20 protein-coding genes are annotated in these 12,034 nt (G+C 57.3%); 8 read left to right on the top strand and 12 right to left on the bottom strand.

All coding sequences use genetic code 11. From position 1 onward, the window contains the following. The first annotated feature begins 5 nt into the window (after window positions 1–5). The 3 genes from ACN2TU_RS06515 (at window position 6) to ACN2TU_RS06505 (ending at window position 1,428) form a co-directional block, all read left to right on the top strand. The gene (locus tag ACN2TU_RS06515; protein WP_435154001.1) at window positions 6–140 is read left to right on the top strand and encodes a DUF7128 family protein; all 135 of its coding nucleotides are present in this window, start codon (window positions 6–8) and stop codon (window positions 138–140) included. A 73-nt stretch (window positions 141–213) separates the two neighbouring features. Then, window positions 214–360, top strand: a complete 147-nt coding sequence (locus ACN2TU_RS06510) for a hypothetical protein (protein WP_435153999.1) — start codon at window positions 214–216, stop codon at window positions 358–360. 153 nt (window positions 361–513) lie between these two features. After that, on the top strand, window positions 514–1,428 hold the full coding sequence (locus tag ACN2TU_RS06505) for a cation diffusion facilitator family transporter (protein WP_435153997.1): 915 nt from the start codon (window positions 514–516) through the stop codon (window positions 1,426–1,428). 24 nt (window positions 1,429–1,452) lie between these two features. Here the strand turns inward: ACN2TU_RS06505 and ACN2TU_RS06500 are convergent, their stop codons facing one another. Both ACN2TU_RS06500 and ACN2TU_RS06495 read right to left on the bottom strand, forming a co-directional pair. After that, window positions 1,453–1,794, bottom strand: a complete 342-nt coding sequence (locus ACN2TU_RS06500) for a DUF8070 family membrane protein (RefSeq protein ID WP_435153995.1) — start codon at window positions 1,792–1,794, stop codon at window positions 1,453–1,455. A gap of 84 nt (window positions 1,795–1,878) precedes the next feature. Next, window positions 1,879–2,115: a hypothetical protein gene (locus ACN2TU_RS06495; protein WP_435153993.1), complete on the bottom strand. Its 237-nt coding sequence runs from the start codon at window positions 2,113–2,115 to the stop codon at window positions 1,879–1,881. 91 nt (window positions 2,116–2,206) lie between these two features. On the opposite strand from ACN2TU_RS06495, the gene ACN2TU_RS06490 reads away from it, so the two are divergent. After that, the gene (locus ACN2TU_RS06490) at window positions 2,207–2,383 is read left to right on the top strand and encodes a hypothetical protein (RefSeq protein ID WP_435153992.1); all 177 of its coding nucleotides are present in this window, start codon (window positions 2,207–2,209) and stop codon (window positions 2,381–2,383) included. Here ACN2TU_RS06490 and ACN2TU_RS06485 read toward each other — a convergent pair. Further along, complete coding sequence (locus ACN2TU_RS06485) at window positions 2,375–2,623, bottom strand: DUF7508 domain-containing protein (RefSeq protein WP_435153989.1); 249 nt, start codon at window positions 2,621–2,623, stop codon at window positions 2,375–2,377. The two genes, ACN2TU_RS06490 and ACN2TU_RS06485, sit on opposite strands and share 9 nt — an antisense overlap. A 6-nt stretch (window positions 2,624–2,629) precedes the next feature. After that, window positions 2,630–3,058 carry a DUF5796 family protein gene (locus tag ACN2TU_RS06480; RefSeq protein ID WP_435153987.1) on the bottom strand — a complete coding sequence of 143 codons (429 nt, stop codon included), beginning with the start codon at window positions 3,056–3,058 and terminating at the stop codon, window positions 2,630–2,632. Window positions 3,059–3,265: 207 nt separating this feature from the next. Between ACN2TU_RS06480 and ACN2TU_RS06475 the strand changes: the two genes are divergently transcribed. From ACN2TU_RS06475 to ACN2TU_RS06465, 3 genes are read left to right on the top strand one after another with little or no spacing between them, the layout of a single operon-like run. Then, window positions 3,266–4,336: a CNNM domain-containing protein gene (locus ACN2TU_RS06475; protein WP_435153984.1), complete on the top strand. Its 1,071-nt coding sequence runs from the start codon at window positions 3,266–3,268 to the stop codon at window positions 4,334–4,336. 57 nt (window positions 4,337–4,393) lie between these two features. Next, entirely contained in the window at window positions 4,394–5,263 is an 870-nt protein-coding gene (locus tag ACN2TU_RS06470; RefSeq protein ID WP_435153981.1) for a shikimate kinase, read from the top strand. Beyond that, complete coding sequence (locus ACN2TU_RS06465; protein WP_435156135.1) at window positions 5,260–5,526, top strand: chorismate mutase; 267 nt, start codon at window positions 5,260–5,262, stop codon at window positions 5,524–5,526. The genes ACN2TU_RS06470 and ACN2TU_RS06465 overlap by 4 nt, the downstream gene beginning before the upstream one ends. 622 nt (window positions 5,527–6,148) lie before the next feature. Here ACN2TU_RS06465 and ACN2TU_RS06460 read toward each other — a convergent pair. The 4 genes from ACN2TU_RS06460 to ACN2TU_RS06445 form a co-directional block, all read right to left on the bottom strand. Beyond that, window positions 6,149–6,457, bottom strand: a complete 309-nt coding sequence (locus tag ACN2TU_RS06460) for a hypothetical protein (protein WP_435153979.1) — start codon at window positions 6,455–6,457, stop codon at window positions 6,149–6,151. Between the two features lie 43 nt (window positions 6,458–6,500). Further along, window positions 6,501–7,124, bottom strand: coding sequence for a GNAT family N-acetyltransferase (locus tag ACN2TU_RS06455; protein WP_435153977.1), 624 nt, complete (start codon window positions 7,122–7,124; stop codon window positions 6,501–6,503). Between the two features lie 104 nt (window positions 7,125–7,228). Beyond that, window positions 7,229–7,909 (bottom strand): carbonic anhydrase, encoded by a 681-nt coding sequence (locus ACN2TU_RS06450; RefSeq protein WP_435153976.1) that lies wholly within the window; start codon window positions 7,907–7,909, stop codon window positions 7,229–7,231. 82 nt (window positions 7,910–7,991) lie between these two features. Next, window positions 7,992–8,408 (bottom strand): O-methyltransferase, encoded by a 417-nt coding sequence (locus tag ACN2TU_RS06445; RefSeq protein ID WP_435153974.1) that lies wholly within the window; start codon window positions 8,406–8,408, stop codon window positions 7,992–7,994. A 103-nt stretch (window positions 8,409–8,511) separates the two neighbouring features. Here ACN2TU_RS06445 and ACN2TU_RS06440 point away from each other — a divergent pair, with 103 nt between their 5' ends. Continuing rightward, window positions 8,512–8,736 (top strand): hypothetical protein, encoded by a 225-nt coding sequence (locus ACN2TU_RS06440; RefSeq protein ID WP_435153972.1) that lies wholly within the window; start codon window positions 8,512–8,514, stop codon window positions 8,734–8,736. A gap of 181 nt (window positions 8,737–8,917) precedes the next feature. Here ACN2TU_RS06440 and ACN2TU_RS06435 read toward each other — a convergent pair whose 3' ends face one another. From ACN2TU_RS06435 to ACN2TU_RS06420, 4 genes are all read right to left on the bottom strand, one after another. Further along, window positions 8,918–9,052 (bottom strand): DUF7331 family protein, encoded by a 135-nt coding sequence (locus ACN2TU_RS06435; protein ID WP_435153971.1) that lies wholly within the window; start codon window positions 9,050–9,052, stop codon window positions 8,918–8,920. Continuing rightward, on the bottom strand, window positions 9,049–9,258 hold the full coding sequence (locus tag ACN2TU_RS06430; protein ID WP_435153969.1) for a DUF7576 family protein: 210 nt from the start codon (window positions 9,256–9,258) through the stop codon (window positions 9,049–9,051). The genes ACN2TU_RS06435 and ACN2TU_RS06430 overlap by 4 nt, the downstream gene beginning before the upstream one ends. Before the next feature lie 2 nt (window positions 9,259–9,260). Beyond that, a complete protein-coding gene (locus tag ACN2TU_RS06425; RefSeq protein WP_435153967.1) occupies window positions 9,261–9,521 on the bottom strand; it encodes a HalOD1 output domain-containing protein in 261 nt (86 codons plus the stop codon). Window positions 9,522–9,598: 77 nt separating this feature from the next. Beyond that, window positions 9,599–11,956 carry a bacterio-opsin activator domain-containing protein gene (locus ACN2TU_RS06420; protein ID WP_435153966.1) on the bottom strand — a complete coding sequence of 786 codons (2,358 nt, stop codon included), beginning with the start codon at window positions 11,954–11,956 and terminating at the stop codon, window positions 9,599–9,601. Between the last annotated feature and the right edge of the window lie 78 nt (window positions 11,957–12,034).

The following is a 12,034-nucleotide window of genomic DNA, read 5'->3' as shown; positions in this document are numbered from 1 at the left end:
CAATTATGGTGGCCCAGACCCAGCGCGACGACCAAACCTGGTATCGGTGCGAGGAGTGCGGGTTGATGTTCGACGACCGAGCGGACGCCAAACAGCACGAAACGAACTGCGATGCGGAAGACCCATCCTACATCCAGTGAGGGTTTCGACGAGACGACTATTTTCTGTTCACGCAGGCAGAGTATTGAAAGGGAGAGCCGACGTCCCATCGCTATGGGATATAATACGACTATCGGCTGGTCGCTGTTCACGTCCGGCGTCGTCACGCTCCTCCTGAAATGGCTGCCCTACGACTCGCTCTACTGGGGAATCGGACTGCTCGTGGTCGGGTTCCTCATCATGACTCGGCGAATTCTGTAGTCGGCGGAATTCGACCAGAACGCACAGCGTCGCCAAACGGAGGCTGCAACCCGCTTTATCCGGACGAAATATAGTTTTAGACTCGCTCTAAAACCCATATTTGTTAACTCTAATGAATATATTCATAATCGTGCCCGAACCTCTAGAAAACGAATGGCCGACCACCGCACTGAATTTCTCAAAGCGTCGTGGGTCAACGTCATCACGAACGTCCTCAAAATCGTGGTGGAGGGCGGACTCGGACTGGCGTTCGGAAGCTTGGCGCTCGTCGCCGACGCCGCCCACTCCGTCGCCGACTTGTTGGCCAGCGCGGTGGTGCTGGTCTGGGGCCGCCTCTCGTTCGAAGAACCGGACAAAAACCATCCCCACGGACACGAACGTGTCGAACCCCTCACCGCCCTGTTCGTCGGCGGAACGCTGGTTCTCCTCGGATTGAAACTGCTTTTCGACGCGTGGCGCTCGATTCAGTCCACACCCAAAGCGCATTACAGCATCTACCTCGTGGCGGCCCTCGGGTTCGCGTTCGTCGACCGCTATTTCTGTTACTGGTACACGAAACGCATCAACCGCACCGTGCAGTCGCCCGGACTGGCCGCACTCGTCGCCGACAGCAAGAACGACCTCTACACGACGTTTGCGGCGGTTATCGGCGTGGCGGGAATGGCGGGTGGATTCCCGCTCCTCGACCCGCTCGCAGGTGGATTGGTCAGCCTGCTCGTCATCCACCAAGGAATCGAAGTTTCGCGAGAGAACGTCGATTACCTCATCGACTCCGCCGCCCCGGAACACGTCTGCGAGGTACTGAAAGGGGAAATCCGTTCCCACGACGACGTTCACGGTGTTCACGACTTTACGGCCTACTACGCCGGAACCGTCTACGAAGTCGAGTTCCACGCCGAGGTTTCGGCTGATCATAGCTTTATCGAGGCCCACGACATCGAGACCGACCTCCGAGACGCGCTCATGGCGCGCGAGGAAGTCGGAGACGTACACATTCACCTGGATCCGGCAGGGATGGGCGAGTGGAAAGAGGCAGACGAGAACCGGGCGTCGTCGTCCGTGAACTGAGTTCGCGACGGCGTCCGGAGAATTTCAGAGGAGTACGAGGAGTGCAGCGACGCCGAACAGTAGGAGTCCGACGCCGTAGAACACGAGCCCTGCACCGGTATGATGGCGATTCGTAACATCGAACACGTCGTTCGACCCTCGATTTCCGAGAGCGGCTGCCGCACTTGTTGGGTCACCGCCGCTAATCGGCCCCGGGTTGTCTCCACCGCTTGCTACACGTCCGAGCACGAGCAGCCCGATTGCGACGGCACCCAAGAGGGCGTATCCACGGATTGACGGTGGAAGGGCGTATGCAACTGTGACGGTGCCACCGCCGAACAGAATCGTGTATAGCCCGCCATACTTGGCGAGGAACCTCCAATCCATACACACTTTCGAATCTTGAACGATATATGATTTCTCCGTAACAGAAGACGATGACAATCCGGTTGTACTACCGAACCAGTGCCGTTAGGCGAATGTAGGCAGTGTTTGGTATGCGGTGCGGCCCAGCAGCACCGCGCCGAGCGCGATGGAGACGATACCGAAGAAAAAGAGCAGGACGAGTATCAAAAATCCCCATCGGAAGAGAAGCGACGGACTATCGAGAACGTAGCGAAGTACACTCCAATTTGCGGATGTCACTCCGACCAAGCCAAGCACGATTGCCCCGTTTCCGAGCAGTAACTGATTCAGCGTCTCTTTCATGTTAGATAGTTTGATGACGTGCGAAAATAGTTTTCAACAGCGATCAATCCAGATAAATGATTATATGCACAGATTGCGGAAATTCGGACGAATGCCGCCAACCGAAACCTACCTCACCGCAATCGTCGTCCTTCTTGCGTTCATCGCCGCACTACTCGTCGGCGTGGTCGTCACACTTGGAGAAACTGCGATGCTCGCGACATCGTTCACGGTTATTCTGCTCTTCGTCGTCTTCCTGATAGTCGATACGGAACGACGGTCAGCTTAACCCTGCTCGCTCGCGGTGTTTTTCTGCCACCTTTTCGGCGTGTTCCCGTGACTGGCACGTCTCCCAACGAACCTGTTCGGCCCCGCTGTATGCCAGTTCGGTTTTCAGTTCGTCGCGCAGGACACCGCTGTCGATTTTTTCTATCTCGCCGTCGATGCCGAGTTCGTACATCCCCCAGCGCTCCGGGGCTTGTCCGACCGTTCCCCTGTCGAGTGATTGCCAGCGTTTCGTGAGCGGCATTCCGTCTTACTCCTCGTTCACGAATTCGAACGAACGTTCCCCGATTTCGTCCTCCTCGAAGACGAACACGCGACCACGGGCGATTTCTGGGTCAGCTTCCACCTGGACGGCGTATCCTTCGGAACGAACAGTTACGCCGGGGAACAACTCCTCCTCCTCGCCCGGTTTGAGAATGATTCGCCCGACTCCAGTCGATTCGAGGATTTCGTCGTGCGTATCCCGGTCGTTGACGTAGGTCATCACGCCTTCTGTCTCGGTCGGGTCGGTGACGAGCACCTGGATGAGTTTACCTGGTTGGGTTCGGAGGGAGTCCTGTACTTTCGTCGGAATTCCGTTGTAGAACGCTTCTCTGCCGTCGGTGTACTCAACGACGATGCCGTCTTCCGTGAGTTCCACGCCGAGTGTATCGGGGGAAATATCGCTCCGGACGCTCATAGTCCGTGTTTGGCCGGGGATGGGGAAAAGGCCCGCGTTCCGTGGCAGGTTCGTCTCACCACGAAACGACCATCCCAACCCAGAATCACCCAATCCGGCTATTTCTCCGAGAATAGATGAAAAATGAAATATTTTAGCAGAGGTATTCACATTCAAAATCGAAATAGGCCACGGGAATCAAATATCTGGAACACCCATTCCCGAATAATGGAATCCGTTGTAATAGCGATGCGACTGGTCGCCGGACTGGTATTGATTCTGGCGAACGGCTATTTCGTCGCCATCGAATTCGCACTCACCCGCGTTCGCCAATATCCGGAGTCGGAGTTCGACACCCCCGGTTTGCGGCGGGCGTGGGAGATGACGGAAAACCTCGAACTGTATCTCACCAGCTGTCAGGTCGGCATTACCGCGTCTAGCATCGCGGTGGGTATCGTCGCTGAACCGGCGCTGGCGGCAATTTTCGAGCCGATATTCGCGGATACGGGGCTTGCATCGGTCGGTGCCGGTGCACTGCTCGGTTTTCTCATTATCAATCTCGTTCACCTGACGCACGGGGAGCAGACGCCGACGTATCTCGGCGTCGAGCGAACGAAGTTCGTTTGCCGGTACGGAGCGACCCCGCTGTACTGGTTCTACCGCGCAATCGCCCCGATAATTACGCTCGGTGACGGTGTCGCGAAGTGGACGCTTCGACTGTTCGGCGTGGAGATTACGGGTGCGTGGAAAGACGCCGAAACCGACGCTATTGAATCCCGTGCAGACCTTCGAAACAAACTCGGCGATGTACTCGAACAGGGAGATTTGGCCGACGAACGCTACCAAGAAGTCATGAACGCACTGAAAATCGGAGAAATTCCGATTCGGGACATCATGATTCCGAGCGAGGACATTGTTTCGCTCTCGACGACGGACAGTCTCGAAGCGAACATAAAACGGGTCAAAGACAGCACGCACACGCGATTCCCCTTGGTCGGTGAATCGCTTTCCGACTATCACGGTAACGTCTACATGCCTGCACTGTATCGCGCCGACAGTTCGCTCGAGTCGGGTGAAACGACGCTTAAGGAAGTCGCACACCCGCAGATGTCCATCGCGGCAGACACCTCTATCAGCGACGCACTCGACCTGTTTCAGGTCGAAAATCAGGAACTCGCGCTGGTAATGGAAGACGGCGAAGTCGTCGGCCTCGTCACTGCAACCGATGCCTTAGAGGAAGTCATTGGCGAGCTCAGCGACCCGACCGACGAATCTTCCGAATCGGCGACCGCCGCGTAGGCCGTCACGAATTGCGACTACCGCCACCCTGAAGAACACACCCTGCGAAGCGCGGCCATGAACGGACGCGCCAAAGCACCCGCCGCCGGGACGGTGCTCAACGCACTCGCCACCGGCGTCGGGTCGGCGTTCGCCATCGACGCCTACACCACCGCCGACGTCTCGCTGGACGACACCGGGAACGTTCGCGGCAAAATCGAGGGCGTACCGGACGCCGACACCCGTCTCATCGAGCGCTGTGTCGAAGTCGTTCTCGAATCTGCCGACGAAGGTTCGTCGGCCGACGAACCTTCGTCGCTCGGTGCAACGGTTCGTACCGAAAGCGACGTGCCGATGGCGTCCGGCCTGAAGAGTTCGAGCGCCGCCGCAAACGCCACCGTGCTGGCAACGTTGTCCGCGCTCGACACTGAAATGGAACGGGAAGACGCCTGCCGACTCGGTGTGCAGGCGGCCCGCGAAGTCGGCGTGACGGCGACGGGGGCGTTCGACGACGCGAGCGCGAGCATGCTCGGCGGCGTTACGGTTACCGACAACGGCCGCGACGAGTTGCTCGCTCGGGATGAGGTTTCGTGGGACGTGCTGGTTTGGACGCCGCCGGAGCAAGCCTTTTCGGCGGACGCCGACGTATCGCGGTGTCAACGAGTCGCACCGATAGCTGACCTGGTAGCAGACCTCGCCCTCGACGGCGACTACGGCCGAGCGATGACCGTCAACGGATTCGCGTTCTGTGGCGCGCTCGGCTTCCCGACCGACCCACTACTCTCCGCCCTACCGGATGTGGATGGGGTTTCGCTCTCCGGCACCGGGCCGAGTTTCGTCGCCGTCGGCGGGCGCGGGGTTTTAGAGGCTGTACAAGAAAGGTGGAAATCACTGGAGGGCACCACGTGGCTAACGACGACGCAAACAGACGGGACCCGAACGATATGACCCTCGCGGAACTCCGCGAAGAGATAGAATCCATCGACCGTGAAATAGTGGAACTCATCGCCCGGAGAACCTACGTCGCGGAAACGGTGGCGCGAGTGAAATCCATTGAGGACATCCCGACGACGGACGAAGGGCAAGAACAGAAAGTGATGGACAGGGCCGGGGAGAATGCCGAACGATTTGACGTGGATTCGAACCTGGTGAAGGCGGTTTTCAGGTTGCTTATCGAGTTGAACAAAGTGGAGCAGCGAGAAAGTCGGTAGCCAAACTCGGGTGTTTCAGGGCTTTTATCGCCGGTCGGTTAGCAGATTATTCTTCCGGCAGTTGCTCTTTCGGTTCTCGGCCAGTGAACGAGAACACAGCCCCATTGTTACCTCGCGCACTGTAGGAGAGTGACCTTGCAGCAACTGACGAAATATTCGCGGACATTCGCTCACGAGTTCGTCGCCGGGTATCGCTTCCTGGACGATGCGCTACAAGAATCAGCGTCCTCGACCCGCAAACTTTCCGAGGCTATGCATAGTACTAGATTTTTTACCTGTCAAATTAATTTCTAATGATGGCAAGGAAAATACTGACAACGGCAACGAGTGTCGTGTCAACACCAGGTTCGTAGATGGCGCTGGAGATTCTCATCACAGTCATGGCGAGCAAGAGGACAACGCAAGTGGTCGCCTCGACTTCCATTCCGGCGTATACCAAGCTTTTCGATTTTACCCACGAGACTGGGTTCATGCTCTATGATCAGCGACTGCTGACTTATCTGTCTATCCTGTGCCACGAAAAAAGAAAATGTCTGTATGGGAAATTTTTGTAATATTAATTCGAGACATGAATAAGGTCGGACATCGCAAAATCCGGTAGCAAACAGCAACACTCCACGAATCAGCCGTGTCGTGGATACACCTCGTAATGGGTCACGGTTGGCTCGAATTCCAATAGGAAGTCCTTATCTTCGGGGTAATATTTCGCTGATTCGATGTCCTCGCCGACGAATTTTCCGATCGAATCTCTCGACTCCCAAAACGAGAGCGTTACAAAGTGGGCTTCATCTCCTTCGATACGGGGGAGCACGTACGCACCGAGGTTATCGTCGGTTGATTCGTAATCGGGAATTGCTCGTTCCTTCTGGAATTCGAAGTACGCATCCGCTTTCTCCGCAGGCGTTCTCCCGTGCCACATCCGGCCAATCATAACAGAGTTACCCCTTATGAGGGCAAAAGCATTGGCTGTACAATCAGTCGGAGACCTGTATGGTTGCGAGTTCTTCCTCGGAAACGTTCTCACGCCACTGTTCCTGCAAGATGCTGTACGCGTGTAAGTCCCGTGGGTCGCCGAACTCTCCGGGAGGGAGCCAATTTCGGAGTATACCATCGTTCTGGCCGCCGTAAGCATCGATGTACTTTTCGATAGCGCGCTTCGACTGTTCGTTTTCAGGCTCGTGTCCGACGCTCACGAGGTCGAGGTCGAGGAGTTCAAAGGCGATATACGACATCACCCCGGCACGTTCGCCCGAGTAGCCACGTCCCCAAAACGGTTCTCGAATCCACGTTCCAAACGTGGTCAGACGCTTTTCCCATTCGAGCCACAGTTCAGCGACACCGACGAACTCGTCCTCGGATTGCACGGTGATAGCGTAGGTCGCCCGCTCAGCGGATTCCCATGCTTCTCTAGCGTTGGTCGCTTCGTCCATCGATTCCTTCGGTGTCGCGTGTGGCTTCTCCCCGAGAGGGCGCATCACGGCATCCATCTCACCGGAGCGGTGATACTCGTACAATTCGAGGATATCGACCGATTCGTGTAACGGGTCGTATCGAAGCCGTTCACTTTCGATATGCGAGGGAAAGAGATGGTTCGTCATGGTATTCACTAATTGACAAAGGGTTCGTATGAGTGGTAAAGTCCGATTCGGTTTGGACGCATACCGCCTCGGGTCGGAATCGGAACGAGGTAAAACAGCGCTGTTCAGTATTCCCAAAGTCGTTCGATTCGCGAGGCGATGTCCGGGTGTGCCTCTCGCAGGGCCTCAACGGCAGTTTCGCCGTTGAGATTGATGACGTGGACTTCTCCCCGACTTCCCGAGTACACGTCCTGAAAGTCGTACACGACGCCGATTACATCGACGTCCGTGGGGATTTCGTCACTCTCGATGAGGAACTCGACCTGCCTATCGACGTTGTACTCGACGAGTCGATTGATGGCTTCCGTTCGATTCAGGTTCGCGGGAAGCGATTCGACGCCCGATTCGAGCCGTGGCTTCAGCAGGTCAAGGCAGTGCTCGATACCGTCGGGCTCGGAGATACCATCGGTCAAGTCGTCGTACGTCGCCGTGACAGCCCCACAGCCCGTGTGCCCCACGATGACGATGGTATCCGTTCCCGTATGTTCGATCGGGTAGAGCACGTCTCCAGACACCACGTCACCGGACTCGGTTCGCTGAACGACGCGATTTCCGATGTTGCCACACGTGAAAATGTGACCGGGCTGGTCGTTCCCCCACATGTGGTCTTGCAGAACCCGGGAGTCCGAACAGCAGACGGTGACCACATCCGGGTGTTGTGAGTCCTGTACGTCGTCAAATCGGGATTGAATTTCCGCTGCGTGTTCCGAATTGCGTGCCAGTAGTTCGAGCAACGTGGGATGCATGGTTGGATAAAAACGCTCCCATACGAATACTGCTTGGTTCTGCCGGGATAGGTAAGAACGTAATTCGACTCGGTTGCTTTCACTACTCGATGCGGTAGGATATCGCCAGCCCCTCGTCCACCGGAAGAACGTACGTCTCGAAATCGGGGTCTGCGTGGACGCGTTCGTAGAAATCCGCGACGACTCGCGTTCGGTCGTTGGGAGCGGTCTCGCCATCGAGTGTAGCGAGCAACCCGCCCGGGGTGAGGATGTCCTCGTAGATGGCGACGTTGTCCGTAACGATAGCTCCTCCTGGTGCAACCAGCTCGCGGACGGCATCGAATCCACGGATGTAGTCCGCCGTATCATTGTCGAGGACGACGATGTCGAACGAGTCCTCACAGGACTCGGCGAGTTCGAGGGCGTCGCCCTGCTCGAAGAGGGCCCGGTCGGTTATCCCACCACGCTCGAAATACGAGCGAGCGTCGTCGAGCAGGTCGGAATCGCGTTCGGTCAGCACTACCGAGCCGTCGGGTGGGAGAGCGCGGCAATCCAATACGCCGAGTAGCCGAACCCGGAACCCAATTCGAGCACCGACCGAGCGCCCGTCAGGCGAGTACAGAGTGCGAGCATCCGGCCGACTTCCGGGCCAACCGTCGGAAAGTCCGTTCGTTCCGCGCGCGTTCTTCCATGCCTGTCAGCACGTCATCGGCCGAAGAACCGCCCCGCTCGACCAGTCGTCCAACAGCCTCCGAATGGAGTGGTGGCATGGACTACGCGACGGCGACTCCTCGAATAAACGGTTCGGCACGGCGTTCTACAATTCATCAACGTTGCAGAATAGATGAAGTTCAAGCCATCACGGCAGATATTCTGGATGGCTCTGCTGGCTAGTTCCTCCAAGTCGATGTGCCCTACCAATGCGAGCGTCAGCATTCGTGGCGGAGCAGCGGTTCGAACGCGACACGCTTTAAGCGGTGTTTGAGAGAAAAGACAGCCAATTGCGGTTTGAACGAACCCCAACCCCCTTTACCGTCGTACTGCCACCGTTGTGCTGGCGCGAATCCACGCCCGCTGGTTATCGGGGTCGTAAAACATCGCTACGACACCGTATTCGTCTTCGTATTCGCTGTATTCGATATTGTCTGGTTGTCGTTCGCTCATTCTTGGTTTTGGGTTGTTTGTGTCCGATGCCACACGTCCCGGCAATAGGGACTGCAGAACGGATGCAGATGGAACACGCCACTGGCATCCGTTTCGGCGAGAACAGGGTGCCACGACCCGATTTCGATGGAGTCGCCACAGTTCGCACAGACTTGCTCGTCATCGGGGAAATCCGAGCTATTTCCGTCCATGCGTTGCCTATCCATCGTTACTCGTCGAAGAGTTCGACCGTTCCGTTGCTGTGGACGTGAATCTTGTATCCGTCAAGCGAGAACTCGACGTGAGCGTTTCTCGTTCCCCGATGGAAGAGTGCATCGAGCGCATCCGGGTCGATAACGTCGTACAAACAGGTATCGAACTCGGTCGCATCCTCGTATCCCGCTTGCTCCATCACGGCGGACAGGACGGTGAGACTCGGTCGGTCGCTTCTCTGTCCATCGGGTCGTTGTCGTCGTACGTCTGTTCTCATAGTTAGTTCAAGGGAATGTCTGGCAAAGTCCCTTTCAGCTAGATTGAACGCCCTCGCAAAACACTACATCTATCTATCTAGGTATTGCCTTCCAGCAGTCGAGAGAGTAGTTTTCGCTCCGCGGCGCGAAGATGGTTCTGGAACGTCGGCTGTGAAATACCGAGCGACCGCCCGACCTCCTCGCCGGTAGTTTTACGTGGCGAGTCGAAAAAGCCGCTGTAGTAGGCGGTTTCCAGCGTCTCTCGCTGTCTTTCAGTGAGGGTTTCGCCGACTGTAACGCCGAAATCGCTGGAGACGAAGGCACGATCTCGCTGTCGACGGCTTCGAAGTTCGATTTCGGGAAACCGCCGCTGAAGCACTTCAACGAACGTTCGAATGTCGGCGTTCGCCGGCAGTCGGACGACGGCCCGCCCGGGAAGGTCGTCCACGACGAGTGACTCCGGAACAGCACCGTGGTCGAGAAGCGTCCCGACGAAACTCGAATCGGTCAGCGTCATCGAAAACAACGCAGTATCGTATCGGTTGCTGACGTGCTCTATGTTTATAATTTCGAGTGAATGAGAAGCTACCTCCAGCACGTCTTCGACGGCAACATCACGGACCGTAAAAAAGGTTTTCGGCGTTCCATCGGGCTCTGATACGACGCCCATAAACTCGACACGCCCACCCGTTTCGCGTGCGATGGACACGAAAACGATAGCTGGGTCTACCACGTCGAATTTGAGTTCGACCACTTCGCCACCCGTGAGTGCCTTCTTGCTCTCGACGGCGTTGATGGCATAGGCGACCGTCTGGCTCACGTCGTCCAGCACTGCACGTTCCAACTCGTCGAACGTCCCCTGTCTGTCCGAGCAAACTGTGAGGACACCATAAACGGCGTCCTCATAGCGAAGGGGGAGTGCAATTACCGAGCGATAGCCACGCTTGAGCGCCTCACGGCGCCACGGTTCCGACGGCGGGTCACGCAGAACGTCCTGAACGACCTGCGCCCGTCCCGTTCGCAGTGCGATTCCCGTCGGGTTGGTTGACCCCACGTCGTCAGGAGTAACGGTAACCGCGTCGAGGAAGCCACGACCGACGCCCGCCGATTCGCGGGGAATCACCCGTTTGGTCCCGGGATCGTTCTCGCCAATCCATGCGAACCGGTACGGGCCGCCACTCGCCAGTCGGGTACAGACCGCTCGCTCGATTTCGTCCCGACTCCGCGCCTCCACGAGTGCTCGGTCGATGCGCCGGATACCATCGTTCAACTCGTTGAGTCGTTCGAGCGCTGCGTTCTGCCGACGAAGCGTGGCCTCGTGTTCTCGCAACGTTCGCTCCCGATCTGCCCGACCGAGCGCGGATTCGACTCCTGCAGAACAGAGTTCTGCGATGTCGAGTGCTGCTTCATCGACTGGTTTTGTGACGAAAACACCGTGATTACCGAGCGGTAAAACCGCAAATCCGTCACTAAATCGAGGTTCGTTTGCCGTGAACGATTGCCACGCGATAGCGTCGTCACTTTGGGTGTCCAACAGCTCGTTCGGATACGTCCCGTCACGAACCTCTCCTGCGCGAATCCGGAGCGCTTGCGTGGACTCATCGTACAGCGCGATGAACGTCTCAGGGAGGTCGAGCATGTCCTCCGCCCCTTCGACGGCGAGTGTGCACACTTCGTCGGCCGTTTCCGCTTCCAGCAACACCCGTGTGAGGTCGGACAGGGCGGCGAGAACCTGTTCGTGTCGTTCTCGTTTCGTCACGTCTATCGCGACGCCGACGACGCGGTCTACGTCTCCCGGATCATCCAGCACGGGTTGATAGACGACTTCGAAGACGAGGTCACCGAGTTCCGTCCTTGAGCGGACTCGTTCGCCGGAGAGCGCGCGATTGCAGTCAGCCACGATTTCGGGAAACTCCCCGTAGCGGTCGAACACCGACTCACCGACGACTTCGCCGTCGGCGAGTCCGAGCGCATCCAATCCGCGACCTTCCGAGAGTGTGAACGTGCCGTCGGCGTCGAGAACGAAAAGGACGAGCGGGACGTTGTGAACGATGGTTTGATAGCGTTCGACTTGGAACTCGCGTTCTTTGCGGTCCGTAATGTTTTGGTGTGCGACGATGACGTAGGAGGTGTCACTGGTCGTGGCTCCGACCGCATACATCACGAACCAGCGCCGTTCGGTCGGCGAGTGACACGGATATTCGAGCGCGAACTCCGTCCGTTCTCCAGCAAGCACTTCCCGAATGCCCGTCGCGGCTTTCTCCGCGATCGGGTCGTCAGCAGCGTCGCACACGTCGAGGTAACTACTACCGATCGTAGTCGCCGAAAGACCGTTTTCCCGGCCGAACTCCTCCCACGCCCTGTTCGTCGCCACCACGACGCTGCGGTCATCAAGAACGGCAACGTTCACCGGAAGCGTATCGAGCGCGAGTCGGTCGATGTCAGTGTGACTCACTGTGTCTCCCCCATCCCGCATTTTCGTGGAGAAGGGTTAGTCACCGACGGATAAAACGATAGTGCCGACGCTCGCTGC

Source organism: Haladaptatus marinus (assembly GCF_051194195.1).
The sequence above is the reverse complement of the archived record's forward strand: the minus strand, read 5'-3'. Positions and strand labels throughout refer to the sequence as shown.

Coding starts and splice junctions, on each gene's coding strand:
- ACN2TU_RS06515 (WP_435154001.1), top strand. CDS start 6: ATGGTGGCCCAGACCCAGCGCGACGACCAAACCTGGTATCGGTGCGAG.
- ACN2TU_RS06510 (WP_435153999.1), top strand. CDS start 214: ATGGGATATAATACGACTATCGGCTGGTCGCTGTTCACGTCCGGCGTC.
- ACN2TU_RS06505 (WP_435153997.1), top strand. CDS start 514: ATGGCCGACCACCGCACTGAATTTCTCAAAGCGTCGTGGGTCAACGTC.
- ACN2TU_RS06500 (WP_435153995.1), bottom strand. CDS start 1,794: ATGGATTGGAGGTTCCTCGCCAAGTATGGCGGGCTATACACGATTCTG.
- ACN2TU_RS06495 (WP_435153993.1), bottom strand. CDS start 2,115: ATGAAAGAGACGCTGAATCAGTTACTGCTCGGAAACGGGGCAATCGTG.
- ACN2TU_RS06490 (WP_435153992.1), top strand. CDS start 2,207: ATGCCGCCAACCGAAACCTACCTCACCGCAATCGTCGTCCTTCTTGCG.
- ACN2TU_RS06485 (WP_435153989.1), bottom strand. CDS start 2,623: ATGCCGCTCACGAAACGCTGGCAATCACTCGACAGGGGAACGGTCGGA.
- ACN2TU_RS06480 (WP_435153987.1), bottom strand. CDS start 3,058: ATGAGCGTCCGGAGCGATATTTCCCCCGATACACTCGGCGTGGAACTC.
- ACN2TU_RS06475 (WP_435153984.1), top strand. CDS start 3,266: ATGGAATCCGTTGTAATAGCGATGCGACTGGTCGCCGGACTGGTATTG.
- ACN2TU_RS06470 (WP_435153981.1), top strand. CDS start 4,394: ATGAACGGACGCGCCAAAGCACCCGCCGCCGGGACGGTGCTCAACGCA.
- ACN2TU_RS06465 (WP_435156135.1), top strand. CDS start 5,260: ATGACCCTCGCGGAACTCCGCGAAGAGATAGAATCCATCGACCGTGAA.
- ACN2TU_RS06460 (WP_435153979.1), bottom strand. CDS start 6,457: ATGATTGGCCGGATGTGGCACGGGAGAACGCCTGCGGAGAAAGCGGAT.
- ACN2TU_RS06455 (WP_435153977.1), bottom strand. CDS start 7,124: ATGACGAACCATCTCTTTCCCTCGCATATCGAAAGTGAACGGCTTCGA.
- ACN2TU_RS06450 (WP_435153976.1), bottom strand. CDS start 7,909: ATGCATCCCACGTTGCTCGAACTACTGGCACGCAATTCGGAACACGCA.
- ACN2TU_RS06435 (WP_435153971.1), bottom strand. CDS start 9,052: ATGAGCGAACGACAACCAGACAATATCGAATACAGCGAATACGAAGAC.
- ACN2TU_RS06430 (WP_435153969.1), bottom strand. CDS start 9,258: ATGGATAGGCAACGCATGGACGGAAATAGCTCGGATTTCCCCGATGAC.
- ACN2TU_RS06425 (WP_435153967.1), bottom strand. CDS start 9,521: ATGAGAACAGACGTACGACGACAACGACCCGATGGACAGAGAAGCGAC.